Source organism: Streptomyces sp. SCA2-17, from assembly GCF_044336695.1.
In genome coordinates this window covers 3,074,134-3,099,022 of sequence record NZ_CP117521.1, presented here as the reverse complement: position 1 = coordinate 3,099,022, position 24,889 = coordinate 3,074,134, and the positions used below count along the sequence as shown (strand labels likewise).

General features: G+C 72.4%; 24 protein-coding genes and 1 tRNA gene. 11 read left to right on the top strand and 14 right to left on the bottom strand.

The window, feature by feature from the left end; translation table 11 throughout:
- Nucleotides 1-4: 4 nt before the first annotated feature.
- The 5 genes from PS271_RS13835 to PS271_RS13815 all read right to left on the bottom strand — a co-directional run bounded on the left by PS271_RS13835 (nucleotide 5) and on the right by PS271_RS13815 (nucleotide 5,987).
- Nucleotides 5-1,459 (bottom strand): penicillin-binding transpeptidase domain-containing protein, encoded by a 1,455-nt coding sequence (locus PS271_RS13835; RefSeq protein WP_398382198.1) that lies wholly within the window; start codon nucleotides 1,457-1,459, stop codon nucleotides 5-7.
- Complete coding sequence (locus PS271_RS13830) at nucleotides 1,456-2,898, bottom strand: FtsW/RodA/SpoVE family cell cycle protein (RefSeq protein WP_398382197.1); 1,443 nt, start codon at nucleotides 2,896-2,898, stop codon at nucleotides 1,456-1,458. Before PS271_RS13830 ends, PS271_RS13835 begins: the two co-directional genes overlap by 4 nt.
- Nucleotides 2,899-2,947: 49 nt before the next feature.
- The gene (locus PS271_RS13825; RefSeq protein WP_398386836.1) at nucleotides 2,948-4,495 is read right to left on the bottom strand and encodes a Stp1/IreP family PP2C-type Ser/Thr phosphatase; all 1,548 of its coding nucleotides are present in this window, start codon (nucleotides 4,493-4,495) and stop codon (nucleotides 2,948-2,950) included.
- Nucleotides 4,496-4,570: 75 nt separating this feature from the next.
- Nucleotides 4,571-5,119, bottom strand: a complete 549-nt coding sequence (locus PS271_RS13820; RefSeq protein WP_398382196.1) for an FHA domain-containing protein FhaB/FipA — start codon at nucleotides 5,117-5,119, stop codon at nucleotides 4,571-4,573.
- A 10-nt stretch (nucleotides 5,120-5,129) separates the two neighbouring features.
- The gene (locus tag PS271_RS13815; protein ID WP_398382195.1) at nucleotides 5,130-5,987 is read right to left on the bottom strand and encodes an FHA domain-containing protein; all 858 of its coding nucleotides are present in this window, start codon (nucleotides 5,985-5,987) and stop codon (nucleotides 5,130-5,132) included.
- Between the two features lie 425 nt (nucleotides 5,988-6,412).
- Between PS271_RS13815 and PS271_RS13810 the strand changes: the two genes are divergently transcribed.
- Nucleotides 6,413-6,496: transfer RNA gene (locus PS271_RS13810), tRNA-Leu, on the top strand.
- Nucleotides 6,497-6,741: 245 nt separating this feature from the next.
- Nucleotides 6,742-7,488, top strand: a complete 747-nt coding sequence (locus PS271_RS13805) for a hypothetical protein (protein ID WP_398382194.1) — start codon at nucleotides 6,742-6,744, stop codon at nucleotides 7,486-7,488.
- 49 nt (nucleotides 7,489-7,537) lie between these two features.
- Here PS271_RS13805 and PS271_RS13800 read toward each other — a convergent pair whose 3' ends face one another.
- Nucleotides 7,538-7,855: a transcriptional regulator gene (locus tag PS271_RS13800; RefSeq protein ID WP_398382193.1), complete on the bottom strand. Its 318-nt coding sequence runs from the start codon at nucleotides 7,853-7,855 to the stop codon at nucleotides 7,538-7,540.
- 324 nt (nucleotides 7,856-8,179) lie between these two features.
- Between PS271_RS13800 and PS271_RS13795 the strand changes: the two genes are divergently transcribed.
- The 4 genes from PS271_RS13795 (at nucleotide 8,180) to PS271_RS13780 (ending at nucleotide 12,500) form a co-directional block, all read left to right on the top strand.
- Nucleotides 8,180-9,484 (top strand): IS701 family transposase, encoded by a 1,305-nt coding sequence (locus PS271_RS13795; protein WP_398382192.1) that lies wholly within the window; start codon nucleotides 8,180-8,182, stop codon nucleotides 9,482-9,484.
- 198 nt (nucleotides 9,485-9,682) lie between these two features.
- Nucleotides 9,683-11,077: a DUF2252 domain-containing protein gene (locus PS271_RS13790; RefSeq protein ID WP_398382191.1), complete on the top strand. Its 1,395-nt coding sequence runs from the start codon at nucleotides 9,683-9,685 to the stop codon at nucleotides 11,075-11,077.
- A 282-nt stretch (nucleotides 11,078-11,359) separates the two neighbouring features.
- Nucleotides 11,360-12,142: a J domain-containing protein gene (locus tag PS271_RS13785; RefSeq protein WP_398382190.1), complete on the top strand. Its 783-nt coding sequence runs from the start codon at nucleotides 11,360-11,362 to the stop codon at nucleotides 12,140-12,142.
- Nucleotides 12,143-12,152: 10 nt separating this feature from the next.
- Nucleotides 12,153-12,500 carry a rhodanese-like domain-containing protein gene (locus PS271_RS13780; RefSeq protein ID WP_120755569.1) on the top strand — a complete coding sequence of 116 codons (348 nt, stop codon included), beginning with the start codon at nucleotides 12,153-12,155 and terminating at the stop codon, nucleotides 12,498-12,500.
- A 37-nt stretch (nucleotides 12,501-12,537) separates the two neighbouring features.
- On the opposite strand, the gene PS271_RS13775 is transcribed toward PS271_RS13780, so the two are convergent.
- From PS271_RS13775 to paaA, 6 genes are all read right to left on the bottom strand, one after another.
- Nucleotides 12,538-13,680, bottom strand: a complete 1,143-nt coding sequence (locus tag PS271_RS13775; protein WP_398382189.1) for an acyl-CoA dehydrogenase family protein — start codon at nucleotides 13,678-13,680, stop codon at nucleotides 12,538-12,540.
- 155 nt (nucleotides 13,681-13,835) lie between these two features.
- Nucleotides 13,836-14,978 (bottom strand): 2Fe-2S iron-sulfur cluster-binding protein, encoded by a 1,143-nt coding sequence (locus PS271_RS13770; protein ID WP_398382188.1) that lies wholly within the window; start codon nucleotides 14,976-14,978, stop codon nucleotides 13,836-13,838.
- Nucleotides 14,979-15,506 carry a 1,2-phenylacetyl-CoA epoxidase subunit PaaD gene (gene paaD / locus PS271_RS13765; protein WP_359594419.1) on the bottom strand — a complete coding sequence of 176 codons (528 nt, stop codon included), beginning with the start codon at nucleotides 15,504-15,506 and terminating at the stop codon, nucleotides 14,979-14,981.
- A complete protein-coding gene (paaC, locus tag PS271_RS13760; protein ID WP_398382187.1) occupies nucleotides 15,500-16,240 on the bottom strand; it encodes a 1,2-phenylacetyl-CoA epoxidase subunit PaaC in 741 nt (246 codons plus the stop codon). Before paaC ends, paaD begins: the two co-directional genes overlap by 7 nt.
- Nucleotides 16,237-16,524 (bottom strand): 1,2-phenylacetyl-CoA epoxidase subunit PaaB, encoded by a 288-nt coding sequence (gene paaB / locus PS271_RS13755; protein ID WP_120754903.1) that lies wholly within the window; start codon nucleotides 16,522-16,524, stop codon nucleotides 16,237-16,239. Before paaB ends, paaC begins: the two co-directional genes overlap by 4 nt.
- Nucleotides 16,521-17,486 (bottom strand): 1,2-phenylacetyl-CoA epoxidase subunit PaaA, encoded by a 966-nt coding sequence (gene paaA / locus PS271_RS13750; protein ID WP_398382186.1) that lies wholly within the window; start codon nucleotides 17,484-17,486, stop codon nucleotides 16,521-16,523. Before paaA ends, paaB begins: the two co-directional genes overlap by 4 nt.
- A 185-nt stretch (nucleotides 17,487-17,671) precedes the next feature.
- Here paaA and PS271_RS13745 point away from each other — a divergent pair, with 185 nt between their 5' ends.
- The 3 genes from PS271_RS13745 to PS271_RS13735 are packed head-to-tail and all read left to right on the top strand — an operon-like array spanning nucleotide 17,672 to nucleotide 20,329.
- Entirely contained in the window at nucleotides 17,672-18,340 is a 669-nt protein-coding gene (locus tag PS271_RS13745; protein ID WP_398382185.1) for a DUF5819 family protein, read from the top strand.
- Nucleotides 18,337-19,560, top strand: a complete 1,224-nt coding sequence (locus PS271_RS13740; protein WP_398382184.1) for an HTTM domain-containing protein — start codon at nucleotides 18,337-18,339, stop codon at nucleotides 19,558-19,560. Before PS271_RS13745 ends, PS271_RS13740 begins: the two co-directional genes overlap by 4 nt.
- A gap of 4 nt (nucleotides 19,561-19,564) precedes the next feature.
- Nucleotides 19,565-20,329, top strand: coding sequence for a TrmH family RNA methyltransferase (locus PS271_RS13735; protein ID WP_398382183.1), 765 nt, complete (start codon nucleotides 19,565-19,567; stop codon nucleotides 20,327-20,329).
- Here the strand turns inward: PS271_RS13735 and paaN are convergent.
- The gene (paaN, locus tag PS271_RS13730) at nucleotides 20,326-22,029 is read right to left on the bottom strand and encodes a phenylacetic acid degradation protein PaaN (protein WP_398382182.1); all 1,704 of its coding nucleotides are present in this window, start codon (nucleotides 22,027-22,029) and stop codon (nucleotides 20,326-20,328) included. The genes PS271_RS13735 and paaN overlap by 4 nt on opposite strands.
- Before the next feature lie 138 nt (nucleotides 22,030-22,167).
- Between paaN and PS271_RS13725 the strand changes: the two genes are divergently transcribed.
- Both PS271_RS13725 and PS271_RS13720 read left to right on the top strand, forming a co-directional pair.
- Nucleotides 22,168-23,688, top strand: a complete 1,521-nt coding sequence (locus tag PS271_RS13725) for a 3-hydroxyacyl-CoA dehydrogenase (RefSeq protein ID WP_398382181.1) — start codon at nucleotides 22,168-22,170, stop codon at nucleotides 23,686-23,688.
- A 2-nt stretch (nucleotides 23,689-23,690) separates the two neighbouring features.
- On the top strand, nucleotides 23,691-24,284 hold the full coding sequence (locus PS271_RS13720; protein ID WP_194960599.1) for a TetR/AcrR family transcriptional regulator: 594 nt from the start codon (nucleotides 23,691-23,693) through the stop codon (nucleotides 24,282-24,284).
- On the opposite strand, the gene PS271_RS13715 is transcribed toward PS271_RS13720, so the two are convergent.
- Complete coding sequence (locus PS271_RS13715) at nucleotides 24,281-24,772, bottom strand: Lrp/AsnC family transcriptional regulator (protein ID WP_398382180.1); 492 nt, start codon at nucleotides 24,770-24,772, stop codon at nucleotides 24,281-24,283. The two genes, PS271_RS13720 and PS271_RS13715, sit on opposite strands and share 4 nt — an antisense overlap.
- Nucleotides 24,773-24,889: the final 117 nt, after the last annotated feature.

Below are 24,889 nucleotides of genomic sequence, written 5' to 3'. Positions count from 1 at the left end.
GGCGTCACTTCGCCGTGCTGAGCACCGCCTCCATGACCTTCTTCGCGATCGGCGCGGCGAGGGCGCCACCGGCGATGTCGTCGCGCAGCGTGTCCGAACCCTCGATCACCACGGCGACGGCGACGGGCGAGCCGTTGGAGCCCTTGGCGTAGGAGATGAACCACGCGTAGGGGTTCTCGCTGTTGGCCACGCCGTGCTGAGCGGTTCCGGTCTTGCCGCCGACCGTGACGTTCGGGATCCGGCCGTTCTTGCCGGTGCCCTCGTTGACCACCGTCTCCATCATCGACTGGAGCTGCCGGGCGTTGTCCCGCGACATGGGCTGGGACATCTCCTTCGGCTGGTGCGTCTCGATCACGTTCAGGTTGGGGGCGCGCACCTTGTCGACCATGTACGGCTCCATGAGCTTGCCGTCATTGGCGACCGCGGCGGCCACCATGGCCATCTGGAGTGGCGTGGCGCGGTTGGAGGCCTGGCCGATGCCGTCCATGGCGTTCTGCGGACGGTTGTCCTTGGGGTAGATGCTCTGGGCGGCGCGCACGGGCGTGTCGAGCTTGTCGTTGTTGAACCCGAACTTCTGCGCCTCGTCCATCATCTTCTTGTTGCCGAGGTCGGCGCTGACCTTGCCGAAGACGGTGTTGCAGGACCACTGCAGGGCCACCCGCAGCGAGGCGTCCTTGCAGGGGATCTCGCCCTCGTTCTTCAGCGGGGTGACGGTGTCCGGCAGGGTCCACGGCAGCGGCGAGTCGGTCTTGGAGTCGACGTCCTTGTACAGGCCGTTCTCCAGGGCCGCGGCCGCCGTCACGACCTTGAAGGTCGAACCCGGCGGGTAGGTCTCGCGCAGCGCCCGGTTGAGCATGGGCTTGTTCTTGTCCTTGTCCAGCGACGTCCACTCCTTGCCGTCGTTGGCACCCGCGATCTTGGACGGGTCGTACGACGGGGTGGACGCCAGGGCGAGGATCTTGCCGGTGCGCGGGTCGATGGCCGCGACGGCGCCCTTCTTGTCTCCCAGGCCCTCGAAGGCGGCCTTCTGGGCCTTGCCGTTCAGGGTGGTGATCACGTCACCGCCCTTCTTCCCCTTGCCCGTGATCATGTCGACGGTGCGGTTGAAGAACAGGCGGTCGTCGTCGCCGATGAGGACGCGGTCGTAGAGGTTCTCCAGCTGGGTGGCGCCGTAGACCTGCGAGGAGCGGCCGGTGACGGGCGCCCACATGGCGCCGTCCGTGTACGTCCGCTTGTACTTGAAGTCCACGCCGCCGGTCTCGACCGAGCCGGTGATGGCCTGGCCGTCCACGATGATGTTGCCGCGGGGCTGGCTGTAGCGGGCGATGTCGACGCGGCGGTTGTTCTTGTGCGTCTTCAGCTCGTCGGCCTGGACGAACTGGAGCCAGTTGTCCCGCAGGAGCAGGGCCAGGACGAGGAGGCCGCAGAAGATCGCGATCCTGCGTACGGGCTTGTTCACGGGCGGACCACCTGGGTCATCTCGGCGTCTGGGGACGGTGCGGGGGCCGGAGCCGGGCGCCGTGCCGTGTCGCTGATCTTTATCAGGATGGCGATCAGCGCCCAGTTGGCGATCACGGACGAGCCGCCCTGGGCGAGGAACGGCATGGTCATACCGGTCAGCGGGATGAGGCCCATGACGCCGCCCGCCACGACGAAGACCTGGATGCCGAAGGCGGCGGCGAGGCCCGTCGCGAGGAGCTTGCCGAACGGGTCGCGGGCGGCGAGGGCCGTCCGCACGCCGCGCTCCACGATCAGGCCGTAGATCAGCAGGATCGCCATGGCGCCGGCCAGGCCGAGCTCCTCGCCGTAGGAGGCGAAGATGAAGTCGGAGTTGGCCGCGAACTGGATCAGGTCGGAGGCGCCCTGGCCCCAGCCGGTGCCGAAGACGCCGCCGGAGCCGAAGGCGAACAGGGCCTGGGCGATCTGCTCCGTGGTGGCCCAGGACGGGCGCGGGTTGTCGTAGACCGCGAAGGGGTGCAGCCAGGCCATCACACGGACCTTGACGTGCGGCTCGACGGAGCCGACGACGGCCGCGCCGCCCGCCGACATCAGCAGACCGAAGACGATCCAGCTGGTGCGCTCGGTGGCGACGTAGAGCATGACGACGAACATGCCGAAGAACAGCAGCGACGAGCCCAGGTCGGTCTCGAAGACGAGGATGACGAGGCTCAGCGCCCAGACGGCGAGGATCGGGCCGAGGTCGCGGCCGCGCGGCAGGTACAGCCCCATGAAGCGGCGGCTGGCCAGGGCCAGGGCGTCGCGCTTCACCATCAGGTAGCCGGCGAAGAAGATCGCCAGGATGATCTTCGCGAACTCACCGGGCTGGATGGAACCGAGGCCCGGGACGGTGATCCAGATCTTGGCGCCGAACTTGCCGGGGAAGAACACCGGGGCGACCAGCAGGATCAGCGCGACCACCATGGAGATGTAGGTGTAGCGCTGGAGGATGCGGTGGTCCTTGAGGAAGATCACCACGGCCACGAAGAGCGCGATGCCGAGCGCCGAGAACATCAGCTGGTTGGGCGCCGACGCCTGGAACGTGAAGCCCTGCGCCTTGGCCAGGCGCGCCAGCCGCTCCGACTGGTCGAGCCGCCAGATCATCACGAGCCCGAGGCCGTTGAGCAGGGTGGCCAGCGGCAGCAGCAGCGGGTCGGCGTACTTCGCGAACTTGCGCACCACCAGGTGCCCGACGCCGCCGAGCAGGCCGAGGCCGAGCCCGTAGCCGAGCATGCCCGACGGCATCTCGCCGTTGAGCGCGAGACCGACGTTGGCGTACGCGAAGCAGGGCAGGATCACCGCGAACGCGAGCAGCGCCAGCTCGGTGTTGCGCCGGCTGGGCGGGCCCACGGTGCTGATCGTGGTCGTCGCGGTCGTGTTGCTGCCCGCGCTGGATGGCATGGATGGCATGGATGGCATGGGTGACATGAGTTGATGGCCCCCTACGGCTTTACTGCTGAGCGCTGCACTGCGGGACCAACTTCTGCTCTTCCTCGGTGAGGGTGGGGCCCGGGCTGGGCGCCGGGGTGGCTCGGGCGGAGAGGCCGGCGGCCCCCGGCTTGGCGTCGCCCGCCTTGGGGTCCTTCGGGTCCTTGGGCAGCTCGCCCACGGAGCCGACCCGGTCGCCGTTCTGCTTCTCCTTGTCGCGCTGCGCCTGCTCGGCCTTGCGGCGCTCGTCTTCCTTCTTGCAGGCGCCGGCGAGCAGGCCGAGGTCCTTGGCCTTCTGCTCCGCCTTCTCGCGGCTGTCGAGCGCGATGGTGTCCTCGACGCGGCTGCGCTGGTCGACGGGCAGGTACTTGAGTTCGATCTCGGGGTGGTCCTGGTAGAGCTTGCTGAGGTTCACCCACGCCAGGTCCTGGTTGATGCCCTGGTAGACCGCCACGTGGTTGTTGTCCTTGGCGCCCACGTAGTACTGCGTCTGGGTCCAGCTGTAGCCGCCGTAGAGGCCGCCCGCGACGACGCCGAGGGCGATGGCGAGGATGAGCGTCCGCTTGAGCCACCGGCCGCGCCGGGGCTCCTTGACGAAGTCCTCGTCCATGAAGGCGCCGAACGAGCCGTCCGGAGTGCCGCCGTCGCCGCTGCCGGGCGGGCCGAAGCCGCCGCCGGGAGCCTGCGGGGGCACCGGCCGGTTGGCGCGGGCGTGCTCGGCGGCGCGGCCGGCCGGGGTCTGCATGGCGCCGTCGACGCCCAGCTGCAGCTGGTTCTCGGCGACCGCGCCGACGATCACCGGCGTGTCGTTGAGCTGCTGGACCAGCTGCTGTCCGGGCTCGCCGCCGTCGACGTCGAGGACGTCGGCGACGATGCAGGTGATGTTGTCGGGCCCGCCGCCGCGCAGGGCGAGCTGGATCAGCTCCTGGACCGTCTCGTGCGGGCCCTGGTAGCTGGCGAGCGTCTCCTCCATCGTCTGGTGGCTGACGACGCCGGAGAGGCCGTCGGAGCAGATCAGATAGCGGTCGCCGGCGCGGACCTCGCGGATGGACAGGTCCGGCTCGACGTGGTCGCCACTGCCCAGCGCGCGCATCAGCAGGGAGCGCTGCGGGTGGGTGGTGGCCTCCTCCTCGGTGATCCGGCCCTCGTCCACCAGCCGCTGCACCCAGGTGTGGTCCTGGGTGATCTGGGTGAGGACGCCGTCGCGCAGCAGGTACGCGCGGGAGTCGCCGACGTGCACGAGGCCGAGGCGCTGGCCGGTCCACAGCAGGGCGGTCAGGGTCGTGCCCATGCCCTCCAGCTGGGGGTCCTCCTCGACCATGACGCGCAGCTGGTCGTTGGCGCGCTGCACGGCGGTGCCCAGCGAGGTGAGGATGTCCGAGCCGGGGACGTCGTCGTCGAGCTGGACGAGGGTGGAGATCACCTCGGAGCTGGCGACCTCGCCCGCGGCCTGGCCGCCCATGCCGTCGGCGATGGCGAGCAGGCGCGGACCGGCGTAACCGGAATCCTCGTTGCCCTCCCGGATCATGCCCTTGTGCGATCCGGCGGCGAAGCGCAGTGACAGACTCATGCGCACCTCGCCCGTCGGCTCCGGGTACAGCCCCTTCCCAGCCACGCTGCCCACCCTCCGGTCGTCATGGTCCTACTACTTCCGCAGCTCGATGACGGTCTTGCCGATGCGGATCGGCGCGCCGAGCGGGATCGGGGTCGGGGTGGTCAGCCGCGTGCGGTCGAGATACGTGCCGTTGGTCGAACCCAGGTCCTCGACGATCCACTGGCCGTCGCGGTCCGGGTAGATCCTGGCATGCCGGCTGGAGGCGTAGTCGTCGTCCAGCACGATCGTGGAGTCGTGGGCGCGGCCCAGCGAGATGGTCTGGCCCTGGAGGGCCACCGTGGTGCCCGCGAGGGTGCCCTCGGAGACCACGAGCTTGGTGGGGGCGCCGCGGCGGCCCCGGTCCGCGCGCCGGTCGGCCCTGCGGCCGCCCGTCTGCTGCTGGCGCTGCTGCGGAGGCGCGGCCTGGGCAGCGGCCTGCGCGCGCTGCGGCCGGTTCTCGCCACCGCCGCGGCGGGAGCCACGCTGGGTGACCCGGGTGCCGAAGAGGTCACTGCGGATGACCTGAACGGCCACGATCACGAACAGCCACAGTACGGCGAGGAAACCCAACCGCATGACCGTGAGGGTCAGCTCTGACATTGCCCCCGCTTCACCCTTCGGCTTGCCGATAAACGATGGTGGTGCTGCCCACGACGATCCGTGAGCCGTCGCGGAGCGTAGCGCGAGTGGTGTGCTGTCCGTCCACCACGATGCCGTTGGTCGACCCCAGGTCCTGGATGGTGGCGGGGGTGCCGACCCGGATTTCGCAGTGCCGGCGGGAGACGCCGGGGTCGTCGATCCGTACGTCCGCCTCGGTGCTGCGGCCCAGCACGAGGGTGGGCCGGGAGATCTGGTGGCGGGTGCCGTTGATCTCGATCCAGCGCCGGGTCTGGGCGCCGGGCACGCCCGCCGCGGGGCCGCTGCCGCCCGCGCGCGGCGCGGGCCGCCCGGGAGGTGCGGAAGGCGGCGGTGACGCGGGCATGGGCGGCAGCCCCGACGGAGGCGCCGGATAGCCCGCACCCTGGGTGACGGGGCCGCCCGGGCGCGGGCTGCCGGGGCGCTGGCCCGGCCCGCCTTGGTGGTCCTGCGACTCGCTGGAGGCGAGGGTGCGGCTGCGCACCCGGTACAGGCCGGTGTCGAGGTCGTCCGCCTTCTCCAGATGGACCTTGATGGTCCCCATGAAGGTGTACCGCTGCTGCTTGGCGTAGTCGCGGACCATGCCGGACAGCTCGTCGCCGAGCTGACCGGAGTACGGGCTGAGCCGCTCGAAGTCCGGGGTGCTCAGCTCCACGATGAAGTCGTTCGGGACGACGGTGCGGTCACGGTTCCAGATGGTGGCGTTGTTGTCGCACTCGCGCTGGAGCGCGCCGGCGATCTCGACCGGCTGCACCTCGGACTTGAACACCTTGGCGAAGGTGCCGTTCACGAGACCTTCGAGACGCTGCTCGAAGCGCTTCAGTACTCCCACGGGGCACCTCCTTCCCTCAGTGACGTTCCTGATGCTCGGTGTCGTTCCTGATACTGCTTACTGATCGTATCCACGCGTCGGGGAAACGGCCGGTTCCCCTTCGGGGCCAGGAGTGACGAGTGTCGCCCCGGCCCTCCGGCGCGACCCTCCCTGTCCCCTTCACGGGGATCCCTTCACCGGGACCCCTACATAGGGATCGTAGAGGCGGCCGGGAGCCAGTGTCCCGCAACCGGCGGGGTCCCCACCGGTCCCGGCGGCCCGGGCGGGCCGCCACGGCCCCTGCCCGGGCCGGTCCGGGGAGAACGAGTGTGAAGGCACCCGCCAGGGCGTGCTAATGTTCTCGATGTCGGAAGGCGCACGGCGCAGACACCGGAAGGGCCAAGGCCCCGCCGGAGGAAGCCCGGAAGCCCGAGGACGACACCCATGCGCGGGTGGCGGAATAGGCAGACGCGCTGGATTCAGGTTCCAGTGCCCGAAAGGGCGTGGGGGTTCAACTCCCCCCTCGCGCACAGAGGACAGACCTCTCGAAGTGACTTCGGTCACTCCGGGGGGTCTGTCTCGTTTTGGCCTTCCATCTCCTCGGGGCAGAGGGGCCCTTGTGCCCCCTGCGGCCCCTTGCGTCCTCAGAGCTTGGCCGGAACGTGGCACGCGGTAGTGGCTGGAGTGGGAACATCATTCCGTAGTCGTACCGGGGCGCTGTGTGATCCGGAATGGGGGACGCGGGGTGGCTGGGGACCAGACGTCCGTTTTTTCGGTGTGGATACTGCCCGCTGCCGTCTGCGCGCCCGTGACCTGGGTGTGCCTCGTGCACCGCTTCCGCGGGCAGGGGCGGCTGCTGGGGACGGTGCGCTCGGCCGCCTCGGCGCTGGCCGTCGTGCTGTGGACGTCCGCGATGGCGGCGCTCGCCAGCGGCCTGCTGTTACCGCACGCCTCGGCCGTGCCGCCGGCGGCGGTCGGGATCGTCGCGGGGGCGGGGCTGGTGCCCAAGCGGCGGACCGAGCAGGCCGAGCATCCGGTGATGGCGATTCTCACACTCGGCCATTCCCTGCTGATCAACAGTCTGATGGACCGCTTGCAGACGGACCGGGCCGACTGGTGCGCCCGCCTGGCCGACGGCTTCGACAATCACTGGGAGCTCGACGTCTTCGCGGACCGGGTCTCGCGGCACCTGAAGTCGCGGGTCGAGGTGCCCGGGCGCCCGGCCAGGGGCAAGAGCAGCCCGGCGGTCTCGATCGAGACGCGGTACGAAGAGGTGCGGGCCGCGGTGCAGAAGGCGGACACGCTGGAGGCCGAGATCGAGAAGGCCTGTGCGGTCGAGCAGCGCGGGCGGACGCGCGAGGAGATCGGTCGGACGCTGCGGGCCTTCGGCGAGGCCGAGCACCTGTGCGCGCGCCTGCTGGAGCTGGCGCACGCGCACGGCAAGCGCAGCGACGACCGGAGGATCCTCGAACTGCGGCGGCAGCCTTTGTACGCGGCCGCTGCGGAGCCGCCCGGACGGTGATGCGGTGAGCCGCCGGTCCCGCGGTGGGCTACCGGTGCGGGGCGTCGGCTCAGCGGTACGTCTTGGCCAACGCTCTGTGCGCGGGCGATTCCTGGCAGCCGGTGGCGGCGGGCTCGGAGAACGAAATCTCCATCTTCACGTCGAGCGCATCGGCCACGGCGGCCAGCGAACGCATGGTCAGATTTTCGTCTCCGGAGAGGATTTGGCTCACCCTCCCCGGGGAGACGCCCATGCTCTCCGCCAAGTCCTTGCGGGTCATGCCGCGTTCGGCGAGGAGGCCCGCAAGGGATGCCGTCGCGTGGCGTGCCAGCCGGCCTCCGGCCTCGTCGGCCGCCGATCCATGATCGCGTCTGTCGCGCCACGTCATCGCTACCCCCTGGAACCAAGAACTCACGGCGCCCTGGGGCGCCTTCCTCTAAGAGGATGCCACCTTTAGGGCTAACTAAAAGCCCGCATCCGGCTAAAGATGGCCGCAGCGGGGGTGAGTTCACTTTTTGATCAATCTGTGACCAGGCGTGATGCGGCAATCGGTCGAATTCGGCCAAGGTTCGCGCCACCCCTCGCCGCCCGACGACCGTGACGGGCTAGGTGGTACAAGGTTCAAGCATCAATAGAAACCACGCGGTCGGTTTGGTACGGTCGGGCGCCAGTCCGGTAGCCACCACCGGTAGCCACCACGTGGGGAGATCCGATGCCAGTCAGATCCGCGCAACCCGGCCGTGCCCCCGGCGGGACGGCGGCCGGCCGTGTGCCCGGCCGCGCGGCAGCCGCGGCAGCCGGGCACGGGCCCGGCGGGGCGGCGGCCCTCGCCGACGGCTGGGACGTGGAGCCGGAGCTGTTCGCTTCCCTCGCGCGGCACGACCAGCGCCGGATGGCCGAGCAGTACGTACGCGGCCTGCTGGCGGCGGAGGGCCGCAAGACCCTGCGCAACGTCGCGGAACAGATCGGCGGGAAGGCGCTCCAGCAGAGCGTCCACCACTTCATCACCGCCTCGTCCTGGAACTGGGCGCCCGTCCGGGGCGCGCTGGCGCGGCTCGCGGACGAGGCGGTGCGCCCGCAGGCGTGGGTGGTCAACTCCACGGTCATCCCCAAGGCGGGCATCCACTCGGTCGGCGTCGACCAGCAGTTCCTTCCCCACCTGGGCCAGACCGTCAACGGGCAGCGGGCGTTCGGCGCGTGGAGCGCCTCGGAGCGGATCAGCGTGCCCTTCAACTGGAGCCTGGTGCTCTCCAGGAGCTGGCTGGAGGACCCGGCCCGGCGCAGCCGTGCCCACATACCCGCCGCCAGCCGTGTCGCCTCCCTGGAGGAGCACGCCGGATCCGTCGCCCTGGAGGCCGCCGAGGCCTGGGGGCTGCGCCGGCGCCCCGTCGTCGTGGACGTGGAGGGGCTCGACGCGGGCGCGACGGCGGGGCGCTTCGCCCGCGCGGGCGCCTCCCTGATCCTGCGCATCGACGGCGGGACGCCGCTGCGGATCGACGGCTCCCTGCTCCAGGGGTACAGCGACAAGGAGGTGCCCGCCCTGAACCTGATCTCCTCGATGAAGCGGATGCGCCGCCAGGTGGAGTGGTCGGACGCGGTGGGGGGCCGCCTGCACTTCGGCGTGGTGAGCGCCATTCCCGTGCTGCTGGCGTGCCGGGTGCCCGGCGGCGGCCCCGGGGGCGGCACCGGCGCCGTCCACCACCGGCCGATGCTGCTCATGGGCGACTGGCGCTCCTCCGACCGGTGGCCTTCGCGGCTGTGGCTCACCGACGCCCGGCGACTGCCGCTGACCACCCTGCTGCGGCTGACCCGGCTCACGGACGTCGTCGAGCGCGACTTCGCGGAGATCTCCGAGCACACCGGCGTCCGGGACTTCGCGGGCCGCTCGTTCCAGGGCTGGCACCGCCACATCACCCTGGCCTCGGTCGCCCACCTCGTCGCCGCGCGGGCGGGGGCGCGCGGGTTCCCGGCGCGGCGGCGGCGCGCGGCGGGGTCCGTCACGCCCCTGTGTGCTTGAGTGGTTCGCGCCCCCGAGTCCCCCTGTCTCCCGCCGGAGCTCCGCCGGTAGGTTCTCGCCATCCGAGCGACGCGTGGCGTGTGGCGCGCGCGGTGCGCGGTGCGCGAGATGCGCGACGCGAGAGCCGTAAGAGAACGACGTAAGAGACGTACGAGAGACGACGTACGAAAGAGACGTACGAAGGGGGAGGTGGGCGCGATGTCGCGACTGCCGTACGTGCCGGGGTTCGCCCGGCCCGCCGGGCCCAAGGGGGCGGCGGGGTCGCCGAAGGCGGAGGGCAAGGCGCTGCGGGAGCGGGTGCCGCGGTCCGCGCACGCGCACTGGGCCGCGAGTCCGGACCGGCCGGACGCGGTCGTCGCCGTCGAGGCCTCGAACGCGGGCCGGCTGCCCGAGCTCACGCCGATACGGGTCGGCAGGATGGCCGCCTCCCCGTTCGCCTTCCTGCGCGGGTCCGCCGGGCTCATGGCGTACGACCTGGTGGACACCGCCGTGACCGGGGCCGGAGCCCAGATCTGCGGCGACGCCCATGCCGCCAACTTCGGGCTCTACGGTGACGCGCGCGGCGGGCTCGTCATCGACCTCAACGACTTCGACGAGACCCTGCACGGGCCCTGGGAGTGGGACGTGAAGCGGCTCGCCGCCTCGCTGGTGCTGGCCGGGCGGGAGGCGGGCGCGGACGAGGCCACCTGCCGGGACGCGGCGCGGGACGCGGCCGGCTCCTACCGGCACACGATGCGGCTGCTCGCCGGCATGCCCGTCGCGGACGCCTGGAACGCCATCGCCGACGAGCGGCTCGTCTCCCACGCGGACGCCCGCGACCTGACCGGCACGCTGGAGCGCGTCTCCGAGAAGGCCCGGCGGAACACGAGCGCCCGCTTCGCCGCCAAGGCCACGGAGAAGGCGGACGGCGGGCGGCGCTTCGTGGACGCCCCGCCGGTGCTGCGCCGCCTGCCGGACGCCGAGGCGGGCGCGGTCGCCTCGGCGCTGAGCGAGTACCTCGGCACCGTCCCGGAGGACCTGCTGCCGCTGCTCGCCCGCTACGAGGTGCAGGACGTGGCGTTCCGCATCGTCGGCACCGGGAGCGTGGGGCTGCGCTCGTACGTGGTGCTGCTGCTGGACCACCGCGGGGAGCCGCTGGTCCTCCAGGTGAAGGAGGCCCGGCCCTCGGTCCTGCTGCCGTACGCGGAGAAGGCCGGCTTCGCGCTGCCGCCGGACGGGCACGAGGGGCGGCGGGTCGTGCTCGGCCAGAAGCGGATGCAGGTCGTGAGCGACGTGCTGCTGGGCTGGACCACCGTCGAGGGGCGGCCGTACCAGGTGCGGCAGTTCCGCAACCGCAAGGGCAGCGTCGACCCGGCGGCCCTCGCCCCCGCCGAACTGGACGACTACGCCCGCCTCACCGGTGCGCTCCTCGCCCGCGCCCACTCCCACACGACGGACCCGCGCCTGATAGCGGCCTACTGCGGCAAGTCCGACGCCCTGGACGAGGCGGTGGCCGCCTTCGCCCGGACCTACGCGGACCGTACGGAAGCCGACCACGAGTCCCTGACCCGCGCGATCAGTGCGGGACGGGTGGCGGCGGAGACGGGCGTCTAGGGGGCGCTGCGGGCCGGCGCCTGTCCTCGGCGCTTCGCCGCAGGCGGGAAGTCCCGCCGGGGCGGGCGGCGGCGCACCTCGCCCCTTGCCGCGGGCAAGAAAAATCCGCCGCGACGGCGAAAAGCCGCGATGGCGCAGTCCGGCGGTGCCCGGCCGGCATCAGGCCGTCCGGCACCGCCGGCCTCCACCGCGGTGGTTGCGCGCCGCCGCGGCGGGGGTACGTCGGGGGCGGGCCGCCGCGTTCCCGGTGCCCCTCCGGGAGGGAACTACGCTGGGCGGGTGATGAATCCGGAAGCAGACACTTCCCGCCTGGAGCAAGCCGTCCGCACGGCCGAGACCGCGCTGATCGAGTTCGAGATCGCCGTGGAGACGTTCCGCGTGGAAGTGGAGAACTTCTCCCGCCTGCACCACCAGCGCCTCGGCCCGGTCTACGCCCGCCTGGAGGAGCTGGACGCGCAGATCGCCGAGGCCGTCGCGGCCCGCAGCGGCGATCCGGAGGACCGGCGCAAGGCCCGCGAGGCCCGCGCGCTGGTGCAGCCGCTGCCCGGCGTGGAGGAGCTGTTCGGCGGCTGGCTGGACTCGGACGGGCTGTCCCCGGAGGGCATGGCGATGCTCACGGAGAAGCCGGTCCGCCCGCCCCGCCGGGTCCGCGCGAGCGACGAGGCCCGCCGGGCCTTCCGGGAGCTGGTCCGCAAGGCCCACCCGGACCTGGCGCGGGACGAGGCCGAGCGGCTGCGCCGCGAGGAGTTCATCGTGCGGGTCAACGCCGCGTACGCGGACGGTGACGAGGACCTTCTGGGCGCCTTGGCCGCGGAGTGGGCCGCGGGCCCGGCGCCGGAGCCGCGGCCCCTGGACCGCGCGGAGGAGCTCTACGCCCGCCTGGAGTGGCTGGCGCAGCGCAAGGAGATGCTGTCGGGGCTGGCCGCCGAGCTGGAGGGGTCGGCGATCGGCGCGATGCTGCGGATGGCGCCGGAGGACCCGGACGGCCTGCTGGAGGAGATCGCCGAGGGGCTGCGCGCCCAGGTCGCCGAGCGCGAGGCGCAGCTGCGGGAACTGGTCGGGTAGCGTCGTGGGCATGAGCTTTGGTTCCGGAATTCCCACGGTCGGCGTCGACGCCGTCTCGTCCGACGACTTTCTGCTGGATGTGCGCGAGGCCGACGAGTGGGCGGCCGGCCACGCCGAGGGCGCTCTGCACATTCCGATGAGCGATTTCGTGGCACGCTTCGGCGAGTTGACGGAGAAGGCGCCGGACGGCGGCCGGATCAACGTCATCTGCCGCTCGGGCGGCCGTTCCGCGCAGGTCACCGCCTATCTGGTGCAGCAGGGCATGGACGCGGTGAACGTCGAGGGCGGCATGCAGGTCTGGGAGGCCGCCGGCCGCCCGGTCGTGGACGGCAACGGCGCCCCCGGGACCGTGATCTAGCCGGAGGCAGGGCTTGGGCTACGGCTGCGGCCGGGCTCTACCCCTCGGGCGCGTGGGCGGCCAGCAGGTCGCCCAGCGCCTCCTCGTGCGCCGCGGCCGGGCCCAGCGACAGCTCCAGCTGCTTGGCCCAGGCGTGGTACCGGTGCAGCGCGTAGCCGGTGTCGGCGCCGAAGCCGCCGTGCAGGTGCTGCGCGGTCTGCACCGCGCGCCGTACCCCTTCCGAGGCCCACACCTTCGCGACGGCGAGGTCCGCGTCGGCCGGCAGGGCTCCGCCCGCACCGGTCTCCAGCCGCCACGCGGCCTGCCAGAGCGTGGCCTCCATGGCCCGCAGGTCGACATAGCGGTCCGCGGCCTGGACGGCCACCGCCTGGAACGTGGCCAGCGGGAAGCCGAACTGCTCCCGCTTGCTCGTGTACGCGCTGGTCATGCGGCACACTGCCGTCCCCACCCCGAGCGCGAGCGCGCACGTCCCGGCCGTGAGCAGCGCGCGCAGCCGCGGCCAGGCCCCTTCGGCGTCGACGACCTGCGTGCCGTCGAGCCGCACGGCGTCGAGCCGCACCTCCGCGTACTGCTCGCCGTTGGTGGACACCTGCCGGTCCAGGACGACGCCGGGGTGTTCGCGGGGGACGAGCCCGAGCACGGTGCGGCCGTCGGCGTCACATGCGGGGACGACGATCAGGTCGGCACTCGGTGCCCACGGCACGGCCGTCTGCACCCCGTCGAGCACGCGGCCGCCGCCCTCCCCGGCCGCGGGCCGGGCGGCGACCGAGAGCTCCGCCGCGTCGTGCCCGGTCCGCCCGCTGGAGGCGACCGTGACGACCAGCTCCCCGCGCCCGAGCGCCGGCAGGATGCGGGCCCCCGCCGCACCGCCGTGCGTGCTCAGCGCGAGCGCCGTGGCCCCGGCCTCCAGCAGCGGCACCCGCGCGAGGACCTGCCCGGCCTCGCGCAGCACCAGGCACAGGGCGATCGGCCCGAGCCCCGCCCCGCCGTGCCGGGTGCCGGCGGTCAGGCTCAGCAGATCCGCCGCGGCCAGCTTGCGCCACAGCGCGCGGTCGAAGTCCTCCGCGACCGGGCCCCGGGACAGCACGGGGCTGGGCACGCCGTCGGGGGTGACCCCGGAGAACACGGCGCGCGCCGCCTCGGCGGCCGCCTGCTGCTCCTCGCTGAAGGTGAAGTCCACTGCCGCCGTCCTCCCGGTACACGGAACTGACGGTCCGTCAATGTAAGGGGAGCGGGAGCAATTGGGAATGCTCAGTGGGGGACTCCGGTGGGACTCCGGTGGGGGCTCCCGTGGGGGCTCCGGTGGGAGCTGCCGTGGGGGCTCCGGTGGGGCTCTCAGCGGTCGAAGTCGAGCTCCACCTCCTCCGTCACCGGATGCGACTGGCAGGCCAGCACATGGCCGCCCTCGACCTCATCCGGCTCCAGGGCGAAGTTCCGGTCCATCCGCACCTCGCCGCGGACCAGGAACGCCCGGCACGTCCCGCACACCCCGCCCTTGCAGGCGTACGGCGCGTCGCCGCGGTTGCGCAGCACCGCCTCCAGCAGCGTCTCCCCTTCCCGCACCGGCCAGCTGCCACTGCGCCCGTCCAGCGTGGCGGTCACGGTGCTGTGCGCGGGGGAAGCGGCGGCCCGCTCCCCGGCACCGCCCGCGGGCTGAGCGGTCTCCGCGGCGGCACCGGCACCGGACCCCGCCCCGGATCCCACACCGGACTCCACGTGGAAGATCTCCTGGTGGATGCGGTCCCGCCCGACGCCCAGCGCGCGCAGCGCCCGCTCCGCCCCCCGCACCAGCCCGTAGGGCCCGCACAGGAACCAGCCGCCTATCTCCTCCACCGGGACCAGGGCGGGCAGCAGCCGGGTCAGCCGCTCCTCGTCCAGCCGCCCGGACGGCAGCCCGGCCTGCTGCTCCTCGCGGGAGAGGGTCTGCACCAGCTGGAAGCGGTCCGGGAAGCGGTCCTTGAGGTCGGCGACCTCCTCCAGGAACATCGTGGAGGCCGTCGTCCGGTCGCTGCGTATGAGGCAGAACCGGGCCCCGGGCTCCCGCGCCAGCAGCGTCGCGGCGATGGACAGCACGGGGGTGATGCCGCTGCCGCCCACGATCGCCGCGAAGTGCCCGGCCCGCGGCTCCAGGACGAACCGGCCGATCGGCGCCATCACCTCCACCGTGGCCCCGGCGGCCAGCTCCTTGAGGGCGTACGTCGAGAATTCGCCGCCGTCCACCAGCCGGACCCCCACCCTCAGCTCGGCGGGTCCGGGCGTCTCCGGGGCGGGTGCGGGGACGCACACCGAGTACGTACGGCGGATCTCGGTGCCGTCATGGGCAGTGCGGCGCACGGCGATGTGCTGGCCCGGTGTCCAGCGGTAGACCTCGCGCAGCTCGGGCGGTACGGCGAAGGTCACGGCGACCGAGTCGTCGGTGAGGCGGTCGACTGCCGCCACCCGAAGCGGGTGGAAGGCGCCGTGGCGGGCCGCAGCCATCTACAACTCCTTGAAGTGGTCGAAGGGCTCGCGACACGCCTCGCAGCGGCGCAGGGCCTTGCAGGCGGTGGACGAGAAGCGGCTGAGCAGCGTCGTCTCGGTGGATCCGCAGTGGGGGCAGCGAATGGCCAGGCCGACCATGACGGGCCCGGCCGGCCCCGTGGGCCGGGGCGGCGCTATGCCGAACTCCTCCAGCTTGCGGCGGCCTTCGGCCGTGATGTCGTCGGTGGACCAGGCGGGGGAGAGCACCGTGCGGACGGACACCTCGGCCTGTCCGTGCTCGTGCAGCACGCGCTCGATGTCCGCGGACATCGCCTCGACCGCGGGACAGCCGGTGTACGTGGGGGTCAGCTCCACCTCGACCCGGCCGGGGCCGGTGACGTGCAGGCCGCGCAGCACGCCCAGCTCGGCCAGGGTGAGCACGGGCAGCTCGGGGTCCGGGACGGCTCCGGCCAGCGCGCGGAGCTCCTCTTCGAGGCGGGTGGCTCCGGGGCGGGCGGATTCGCGGTGGGCGGAGGTGGTCACCATGACGCCCCCGGGTGGCTGCGGTGCAGGTGCTGCATCTCGGCGAGCATCCGCCCGAACGGCTCGGTGTGGATCCCCTGGCGGCCCGCTCCGGCCGTCCACGCGCCGCTCTGCGGGCCGTCCGGCATCCGCAGTGTGGCGCGCTCGACGACCTCGGTCACCGCGGTCAGCCAGCCCTCGCGCAGGGCCGTCCAGTCGACGGACAGGCCCTCGACGGGCTCGAAGAGCTCGCCCGTATAGCGCCAGAGGCCGTCCAGGGCGCGCTGCATGCGGGCGTGGCTCTCCTCCGTGCCGTCGCCGAGCCGCAGCGTCCAGTGCTCGGCGTGGTCGCGGTGGTAGGCGACCTCCTTGACGGCCTTGCCGGCCAGGGGCGCGAACGGGCCGTCGCCCGCGGCCAGCTGCCCGTACAGCAGGTGCTGGTGGACGGAGAAGAACAGCTGGCGGGCGATCGTGCGGGCGAAGTCGCCGTTGGGCTGCTCGACGAGCTGGGCGTTGCGGAAGGAGCGCTCCTCCCGCAGATAGGCCAGCTCGTCCTCGTCGCCGGCGAGGGAGAGCAGGGTGCGGGCCTGGCCGAGCAGGTCGAGGGCGATGTTGGCGAGGGCGACCTCCTCCTCCAGGACGGGCGCGTGCCCGGCCCACTCCCCCAGCCGGTGGGAGAGCACCAGGGCGTCGTCGCCGAGCGCCAGGGCGGCCGTGGCCAGGGGGGCTTCCCCGACGGTCACAGGTGCGCCGTTCATAGGTGCCGCACCCCTTCCGGGATCTCGTAGAAGGTCGGGTGGCGGTAGGGCTTGTCGGCGGCCGGCTCGAAGAAGGGGTCCTTCTCGTCGGGCGAGGAGGCGGTGACCGCGGCGGAGGGCACCACCCAGATCGAGACGCCCTCGGAGCGGCGGGTGTAGAGGTCGCGCGCATTGCGCAGGGCCATCTCCGCGTCCGGGGCGTGGAGGCTGCCCGCGTGGGTGTGGGAGAGGCCGCGCCTGCTGCGCACGAAGACCTCCCACAGCGGCCAGTCAGCGTTCGTCATGCCGTCGCCTTTCCGTGCTTGGCCGCATACGCGGCGGCTGCTTCGCGCACCCACGCGCCCTCTTCATGGGCGCGCCGGCGCTGACCGATCCGCTGGTCGTTGCAGGGGCCGTTGCCGCGGAGCACCTCCTGGAACTCCGTCCAGTCGATCGCGCCGAAGTCGTGGTGGCCGCGCTCCTCGTTCCACCGCAGGTCCGGGTCGGGGAGGGACAGTCCGAGGGAGGCGGCCTGGGGGACGCAGATGTCCACGAAGCGCTGGCGCAGTTCGTCGTTGGAGTGCCGTTTGATCTTCCAGGCCATGGACTGGGCCGAGTGGGCCGACTCCGCGTCCGGCGGGCCGAACATCATCAGGGAGGGCCACCACCAGCGGTCCACGGCGTCCTGCGCCATCGCGTGCTGGGCCTCGGTGCCGCGGCTGAGGGCCAGCAGGAGCTCGTAGCCCTGGCGCTGGTGGAAGGACTCCTCCTTGCAGATGCGGACCATGGCGCGGGCGTAGGGCCCGTAGGAGCAGCGGCACAGCGGGACCTGGTTGGTGATCGCGGCGCCGTCCACCAGCCAGCCGATGGCGCCGACATCGGCCCAGGTCAGGGTGGGGTAGTTGAAGATCGAGGAGTACTTCTGGCGGCCCGAGTGAAGCTTGTCGAGCAGCTCGTCCCGCCCGGTGCCCAGGGTCTCGGCGGCGCTGTAGAGGTAGAGGCCGTGACCGGCCTCGTCCTGCACCTTGGCCATGAGGATCGCCTTGCGCCGCAGTGAGGGCGCGCGCGTGATCCAGTTGGCCTCGGGCTGCATGCCGATGATCTCGGAGTGGGCGTGCTGCGCTATCTGGCGGACGAGCGTGGCGCGGTAGGCGTCGGGCATCCAGTCCCGCGGCTCGATGCGCTCGTCCGCGGCCACGGCGGCGTCGAAGAACGCCTCGTGGGCCGTGGTGTCCTGGGCTCCTGCGTCCGCCGCCATCGTCGTCATGGCATTGCCCCCTGCCTCTCCGCCCGCTGCGCGACCGGCCCGACCGACCGATCGTTCGGTTCAATGGTGGGGTGGCCGCCGAGGGGTGTCAAGCCTGTGGATAACCCCCGGGCGCTGTGCCCCGTGAGGCGACCTCGGTACCGTTCGGGTGCACAGCACAGGGCGGACGCAGGAACGGGGCGGGTATGGAGCCGGATGACGGGCACGAGCGGGCCGGGGCTCTCGCGGGGCTGTCCCTGCCCGCGCGCCTGGTCGTCGCGGCGAGCGCAGCGGTGATCGCGGTGACGGCGGCCGTCCACCTGGGGATGGTGTTCCTGCACGTGGCGCCGTCGAACACGGTCACCAAGCAGAACGCCGCGGCGATAGACGACTACATCTACCCGGAGTACGAGCAGAACTGGAAGTTCTTCGCTCCCAACCCGCTCCAGCAGAACGTCGCCGTCCAGGCTCGCGCCGAGCTCCGCGGCCCCGACGGCCGGACCACCGTCACCGGCTGGACCGACTTCACCGCACGGGACGGCGCCGAGATCCGCCACAACCTCCTCCCCAGCCACACGCAGCAGAACGAGCTGCGCCGCGCCTGGGACTTCTACACCAACTCCCACGACGTCAAGGAAGCGCCCAACGGGCTGCGCGGCGCCCTCTCCGAGCAGTACATCCGGCGCATCGTCGTCGGCCGGCTCGGCGCCGGGCAGGACGGGCGCACCGTCCAGCGCGTCCAGGTGCGCGCCGTGACCACCCTGGTCGCGCCGCCGTCCTGGAGCGACGAGAAGTCCGAGCCCAAGCCCGCCTACCGGGTGCTGGGCTGGTGGCCGGTCACCGCCGCCGACCGTACGGAGGCGAAGAACCGATGAGCACGTCCCTTCCGCCGGGCGCCCGCCTCTCGCGCGGGATCGACCGCGTCACCGGCGCCGCGCTCGGCGCTCACCAGACGGCCGTGATCCGGATAGGCCTCTCCTTCACGTGGCTGGTCTTCCTGCTGCGCGAGTGGCCGAACCGGCACGAGATGTACGGCCCCGACGGGCCGTGGAGCTGGGAGATGGCGCGTCGGCTGACGGCCGACAACCACGCCTTCACCGCCCTGCTCTGGTCCGACGGCGGCCTGTGGTTCGAGGCCGTCTACGCCTTCGCCGTCGTCACCGCCGCCCTGCTCGCCCTCGGGTGGCGCACCCGGACCATGACCGTGCTCGCCATGGTCGGCGTGCTGTCGCTGCAGAATCGCAGCGTCTTCCTCGGCGACGGCGGCGACAACGTCATCCACCTGATGGCGCTCTACCTGATCCTCACGCGCTGCGGCCGCGTATGGTCCCTCGACGCCCGCCGCGCGGCCAAGCGGGCCGGACAGCCCGCCGGCCTCGACCGCACGGGCATCGTGCTGTGGATCTGCTGCGGGATGGCCCTGGCCGCGGCGATGATCCTCGGCGACACCCGGATGTCCTGGACCGAGCACGGCCCGCTCCCCGGCATCGGCTGGGCCACCGCCCTGTGGGCCCTCTGGCTGGTCCAGGGCCTGTGGTGGCTCGCGGGGCGGTACGCCCCGGGCGAGCCCCGCGCCGTCCTCGACGTCCTGGCCAACCTGCTGCACAACGCCGGCCTGCTGGTGATCATGGCGGAGGTCTGCCTGATCTACGCCACGGCCGGCTGGTACAAGATCCAGGGCTCCCGCTGGCAGGACGGCACCGCGCTCTACTACCCGCTGCACCTCGACTACTTCTCGCCCTGGCCCGAGCTCTCCCACGCCCTCGCCGGCAGCGGGCTGCTCGTCCTGCTGCTCAGCTACGGCACCGTGGCCGTGCAGGTCGCCTTCCCCTTCACCCTGCTGAACCGGCGGGTGAAGAACGTCCTGCTCGCCGTGATGATGCTGGAGCACCTCGGCATCGCCCTCCTGCTCGGGCTGCCGTTCTTCTCCCTGGCGATGATCGTGGCCGACGCGGTCTTCCTGCCCACCTCCTTCCTGCGCCGCCTGGGCGCCGCCGCCGGCCGCGCCCGCGACCGGCTGCTCCCGGCCCGGGCGCAGCGGCTCCCGGTGCAGCGCGAGAGCGACGAGGCGGCCACCAGGACTCTCGTAGGCTGAGGGCATGACCGAGGACGAAGCCGCTGCCGCAGTCCGGCAGTGGGGCGAGCGCGCCCCCGACGCCGTACTGCTCGACGGCTTCCACGCCCTGAAGCACGCGCTGCGCTTCGGCGCGGACGTGCCGCTCGCGGTCACCAGTGACAAGGCGGCGGCGCTGGCGCTCGCCGAGGCCCTGGCCGGCGACCTCACCGGGACGCTCGCCGAGCGCCTGGTCGAGATCCCCGCCACGGCGCTGCGCGAGCTGGTGCCCAGGATCCACCCCACGGGCGTGGCCGCCCTCGCCGTGCGGCGCGGGCGCAGGGCGAACCTCGACGCGCTCTCGCGGGCGCCCCGCAAGGCTCCCGTCGTCGTCCTCGACAACCCGCGCAACCTCGGCAACGTGGGCGCCGTGATCCGGCTGGCCGCCGGCTTCGGCGCCACGGGCGTCGTCACCACAGGGGACATCGACCCCTGGCACCCCAACGCCGTACGGGCCGGGGCGGGCCTGCACTACGCCACCGCCGTCGAGCGGCTGCCCCTGACCGAGCTCCCGCCCGGGCCGCTCTACGCCCTGGACCCCGAGGGCGACGACATCCGCACCCTCGCCCTGCCCGACGACGCGCTGATCGCCTTCGGCTCCGAGCGCCACGGCATCTCGCCCGAGCTGCGCGAGAGGGCGACCCGGCTGGTCGCCCTCCCCATGCGCCCCCAGGTCTCCAGCTACAACCTCGCCACGAGCGTCGCCATGGCGCTGTTCCACTGGGGAGGCCCGGGCCCGGGCCTGGACTAGGCCTGGCGGCGCACCTCGACCGTGCGGAAGCGGTTCGCGACGAACGCGCCGTCGCACAGGGCCGCGTTCGCGGCGGGGTTGCCGCCGGAGCCGTGGAAGTCGGAGAACGCGGCCGTCTGGTTCACGAAGACCCCGCCCGTCAGGTTGAGGGAGAGCTGGGCGCACTCCTCCAGGCACGCCTCCTCCACCAGCCGCTCGACCTCGGGCGACGTGGTGTACGCCCCGACGGTCATCGCGCCCTTCTCGCGCACCGTGCGGCGCAGCAGCTCCACGGCGTCCGCCGCGGAGTCCACGGCGACGGCGAAGGACACCGGCCCGAAGCACTCCGCGAAGTAGGCCGCTTCGGCGTCGGGCTTGGCACCGTCCAGCTTCACGATCACCGGGGTGCGGACGGTGGCGCCGGGGAAGTCGGGATTCTCCACCGCGCGGGAGGCCAGGGCGACCTCGCCGAGCCGGCCCGCGGCCTCGATCCGCTCCTTGACCTGGTCGTTGACGATGGCGCCGAGCAGGGCGTTCGCCCGGGCGTCGTCGCCCAGCAGGCCCTGGACCGCGGCGGCCAGATCCGCCACCACCTCGTCGTAGGACTTGGGCCCGGCGTCGGTGGTGATGCCGCCGCGGGGGATCAGGAAGTTCTGCGGGGTGGTGCACATCTGGCCGCTGTAGAGGGACAGCGAGAAGGCCAGGTTGCCGAGGAGGCCCTTGTAGTCGTCCGTGGAGTCGATGACGACGGTGTTGACCCCGGCCTTCTCCGTGAAGACCTGCGCCTGGCGGGCGTTGGTCTCCAGCCAGTCGCCGAAGGCGGTGGAGCCGGTGTAGTCGATGATGCGGATCTCGGGGCGCACGGCCAGGGCCTTGGCGATGCCCTCGCCGTCCCGCTCGGCGGCCAGGGCCACCAGGTCGGGCGAGAAGCCGGCCTCGCGCAGCACTTCGCGCGCGATCCGCACCGTCAGGGCCAGCGGCAGCACCGCGCGCGGGTGTGGCTTGACCAGGACGGCGTTGCCCGTGGCGAGGGAGGCGAAGAGGCCGGGGAAGCCGTTCCACGTGGGGAAGGTGTTGCAGCCGATGAGCAGGGAGACGCCCCGCGGCACCGCCGTGAACTCCTTGCGCAGCTCCAGCGGATCGCGCTTGCCCTGCGGCTTGGACCAGTCCGCCGAGCCGGGGGTGCGGACCTGCTCCGCATACGCGTAGGCCACGGCCTCAAGGCCGCGGTCCTGGGCGTGCGGGCCGCCGGCCTGGAAGGCCATCATGAAGGCCTGGCCGCTGGTGTGCATGACGGCGTGCGCGAATTCGTGCGAGCGGGCGTTGATCCGGGCGAGGATCTCCAGGCAGACCGCGGCCCGCGCCTCCGGACCCGCCTCGCGCCACTGCGGCATCGCCGCGCGCAGCGCCGGCAGCAGCTCCCCGGTGGCCGGGTGCGGATACTCGATGCCGAGCTCGATCCCGAACGGCGACACCTCGGCGCCCGCCCAGCCGTCGGTGCCCGGCTGGTCCAGCTCGAAGCGCGCGCCCCGGAGCGCCTCGAAGGCGGCCCGGCCCTCGGCGGCGCTCAGGCTGCCGGGCACGGATCCCTCCGCGCCGTACGCCTTCGGGTTCTCGGGGAAGGGGGACCAATAGGCGCGCGTGCGGATGGCCTCCAGCGCCTGATCGAGGGTGGGGCGGTGCTTCTCGGTCAACTGAGCGGTGGTGAGTCCGGCGGTCACGGCTGACCAACTCCTTGTCGAGCGGGGCTCCGATACGGGGGACCAGACGCACCCCCGGTGGATACAGTAACCGAACGATCGGTCGGGACAAGGGGGCCCGGCGAAGCTGTGGACAACTCTTCGGGGAGGATCACTGCCATGACCCCAATCGACCCCGCCGGGACCGTCGCCGTCGTCGGCGCCGGCACCATGGGCCAGGGCATCGCCCAGGTCGCCCTGGTGGCGGGCCACGCCGTGCGGCTGTACGACGCCGCGCCCGGCCGTGCGGAGGAGGCGGCGCGGGCGATCGCCGCCCGGCTCGGCCGCCTGGTGGACAAGGGCAGGCTCGACGCGGCGGGCCGGGACGCGGCCCTCGCCCGTCTGCTGCCCGCCGCACGGATCGCCGAACTCGCCGGCTCCGCCCTCGTCATCGAGGCGATTGTCGAGCAACTGGACGCCAAACAGAAGCTGTTCACCGAGCTGGAACAGGTTGTCCCCGATGACTGCCTGCTCGCCACCAACACCTCGTCCCTGTCGGTGACCGCCGTCGCCGGTGCCCTGCGGTTGCCCGGCCGCTTCGTCGGCCTGCACTTCTTCAACCCCGCCCCGCTGCTGCCGCTGGTCGAGGTGGTCCGGGGCTTCGCCACGGACCCGGAAGCGGCCGATTGCGCCCGGGCCACCGTGGCCGCGTGGGGCAAGACCCCGGTGGCCTGCGCCGACACACCCGGCTTCATCGTCAACCGGCTCGCCCGGCCCTTCTACGCGGAGGCCTTCCGCGTCCACGAGGAGGGCGGCGCCGACCCGGCCACCATCGACGCCGTGCTGCGGGAGTGCGGCGGCTTCCGCATGGGCCCCTTCGAGCTCACCGACCTCATCGGCCAGGATGTGAACAACGCCGTCACCCGTTCGGTCTACGAGGCGTTCTTCCACGACCCCCGGTTCACGCCCTCCCTCGCCCAGCAGCGGCTCGTGGAGGCCGGGCTGCTCGGCCGGAAGACCGGCCGCGGATGGTTCTCGTACAAGGAGGGCGCGGAGCGGCCCGAGCCGGCCACCGCGGCGCCGTGCGAACCGCCCGCGGAGATCGGCTGGCACGCCGAGGCCCCGCGCGCCTGCGCACCCCTGCGCGAGATGATCGAGGAAGCCGGGATCAAGGTCGTGCGCGACCGCGCGCCCCACGAGTCCGGCTGGCACATCACCCTTCCCGACGGAGCGGCGCTCACCCTCACCGGGGGCGAGGCGGCCACCCCCGGGGACGGCGGGCCGCACATCTACTTCGACCTGGCCCTCGACTACCGCGCCTGCACCCGGATCGCCCTCGCCCCCTCCGAGAAGGCCTCGGCGCGGGACGTGCAGGCCGCCGTGGGCCTGTTCCAGGCGCTCGGCAAGAGCGTCAGCGTCATCGCGGACGTCCCGGGCCTGATCGTCGCCCGTACGGTCGCCATGCTCGTCGACTTCGCCGAGGACGCGGCCGGGCGCGGCGTGGCGAACCGCGAGGACATCGACACCGCCATGCGGCTGGGCGTGAACTACCCGCGCGGCCCGCTGGAGTGGGGCCGCGAAATCGGCCTGGACCGCGTGCGCGGCATGCTGCGGGGCCTCGCCCGGGACTACCCGGGCGGCCGCTACGACCCCTCCCTGTCCCTCCGCCGCCGTGCGGCCGTCGAAGAGAGCCTGCTGTAATCATGACCATGGCCAAGCGCGACACCTACACGCCCGAATCGCTGCTCGCGGTCGCCGTCGGGGTGTTCAACGAGCGGGGCTACGACGGCACGTCCATGGAGCACCTCTCCAAGGCGGCCGGCATCTCCAAGTCCTCCATCTACCACCACGTGAAGGGCAAGGAAGAGCTGCTCCGGCTCGCGATAAGCCGCGCCCTGGACGAGCTCTTCGCCGTGCTGGACGAGCCCGGAGCGACCGGCGGTCCGGCCGTCGACCGGCTGCAGTACGTGACCCGCCGCACCGTCGAGGTGCTCATGGCCGAGCTGCCCTACGTGACGCTGCTGCTGCGCGTGCGCGGCAACACCGCCACCGAGCGCTGGGCGATGGAGCGCCGCCGCGAGTTCGACCACCGCGTCGCCGAGCTGCTCAAGCAGGCGGCGGCCGACGGCGACCTGCGGGCGGACGTGGACGCACGGCTGGCCACCCGGCTGCTCTTCGGAATGATCAACTCCGTGGTGGAGTGGTACCGCCCCGACCGCGGCGGGGCGGTGACCAGCGAAGAAGTCGCCGACGCGGTCGTGCGCACCGCGTTCGACGGGCTCCGGACCGACCGCTAGAGACCTCCCTCGTCGAGGTCCGTCTCCTCGAAGATCAGCAGCGTGCGGGTGCTGAGCACCTCGTCCATGGCCTGGATGCGGGTCAGCACCAGCTCGCGCAGGGCGCGGTTGTCCTTGGTGTGCACCAGCAGGAGCACGTCGAAGTCCCCGCTCACCAGGGCGACGTGCGCGGCCCCCGGCAGCTCCAGGAGCTTGTCGCGGACCGCGCGCCAGGAGTTCTGCACGATCTTCAGCGTGATGTACGCGGACGCGCTCTGCCCGGCCCGCTCCTGGTCGACCCGGGCGCTGAAGCCCCGGATGACCCCGTCGTCGATCAGCCGGTTGATCCGCGCGTAGGCATTGGCGCGCGAGACGTGCACCCGCTCGGCCACGGACCGTATCGACGCGCGCCCGTCCGCTTGCAGCATGCGCAGGATGGCGCGGTCTATGTCGTCCAGCGGCCGCGCGGGGGTCCTGCTCCCGGTGAGGGCCATCTGTTCGTCCGGCATGGCGTCCCGCCTCCCCCTCTTGGACGTCCTGGCCATATCTCAGGCTGTGGAGAACCGTTTGTCCACAGGCTCGGGCCGCCTGTAGCCAAAATGTGCCGACGACCGAACAATCGGTAG

Coding starts and splice junctions, on each gene's coding strand:
- PS271_RS13830 (WP_398382197.1), bottom strand. CDS start 2,898: ATGCCATCCAGCGCGGGCAGCAACACGACCGCGACGACCACGATCAGC.
- PS271_RS13825 (WP_398386836.1), bottom strand. CDS start 4,495: ATGAGTCTGTCACTGCGCTTCGCCGCCGGATCGCACAAGGGCATGATC.
- PS271_RS13820 (WP_398382196.1), bottom strand. CDS start 5,119: ATGTCAGAGCTGACCCTCACGGTCATGCGGTTGGGTTTCCTCGCCGTA.
- PS271_RS13800 (WP_398382193.1), bottom strand. CDS start 7,855: ATGACGTGGCGCGACAGACGCGATCATGGATCGGCGGCCGACGAGGCC.
- PS271_RS13795 (WP_398382192.1), top strand. CDS start 8,180: ATGCCAGTCAGATCCGCGCAACCCGGCCGTGCCCCCGGCGGGACGGCG.
- PS271_RS13790 (WP_398382191.1), top strand. CDS start 9,683: ATGTCGCGACTGCCGTACGTGCCGGGGTTCGCCCGGCCCGCCGGGCCC.
- PS271_RS13785 (WP_398382190.1), top strand. CDS start 11,360: ATGAATCCGGAAGCAGACACTTCCCGCCTGGAGCAAGCCGTCCGCACG.
- PS271_RS13780 (WP_120755569.1), top strand. CDS start 12,153: ATGAGCTTTGGTTCCGGAATTCCCACGGTCGGCGTCGACGCCGTCTCG.
- PS271_RS13770 (WP_398382188.1), bottom strand. CDS start 14,978: ATGGCTGCGGCCCGCCACGGCGCCTTCCACCCGCTTCGGGTGGCGGCA.
- paaD (WP_359594419.1), bottom strand. CDS start 15,506: ATGGTGACCACCTCCGCCCACCGCGAATCCGCCCGCCCCGGAGCCACC.
- paaC (WP_398382187.1), bottom strand. CDS start 16,240: ATGAACGGCGCACCTGTGACCGTCGGGGAAGCCCCCCTGGCCACGGCC.
- paaB (WP_120754903.1), bottom strand. CDS start 16,524: ATGACGAACGCTGACTGGCCGCTGTGGGAGGTCTTCGTGCGCAGCAGG.
- paaA (WP_398382186.1), bottom strand. CDS start 17,486: ATGACGACGATGGCGGCGGACGCAGGAGCCCAGGACACCACGGCCCAC.
- PS271_RS13745 (WP_398382185.1), top strand. CDS start 17,672: ATGGAGCCGGATGACGGGCACGAGCGGGCCGGGGCTCTCGCGGGGCTG.
- PS271_RS13740 (WP_398382184.1), top strand. CDS start 18,337: ATGAGCACGTCCCTTCCGCCGGGCGCCCGCCTCTCGCGCGGGATCGAC.
- PS271_RS13735 (WP_398382183.1), top strand. CDS start 19,565: ATGACCGAGGACGAAGCCGCTGCCGCAGTCCGGCAGTGGGGCGAGCGC.
- PS271_RS13725 (WP_398382181.1), top strand. CDS start 22,168: ATGACCCCAATCGACCCCGCCGGGACCGTCGCCGTCGTCGGCGCCGGC.
- PS271_RS13720 (WP_194960599.1), top strand. CDS start 23,691: ATGACCATGGCCAAGCGCGACACCTACACGCCCGAATCGCTGCTCGCG.
- PS271_RS13715 (WP_398382180.1), bottom strand. CDS start 24,772: ATGCCGGACGAACAGATGGCCCTCACCGGGAGCAGGACCCCCGCGCGG.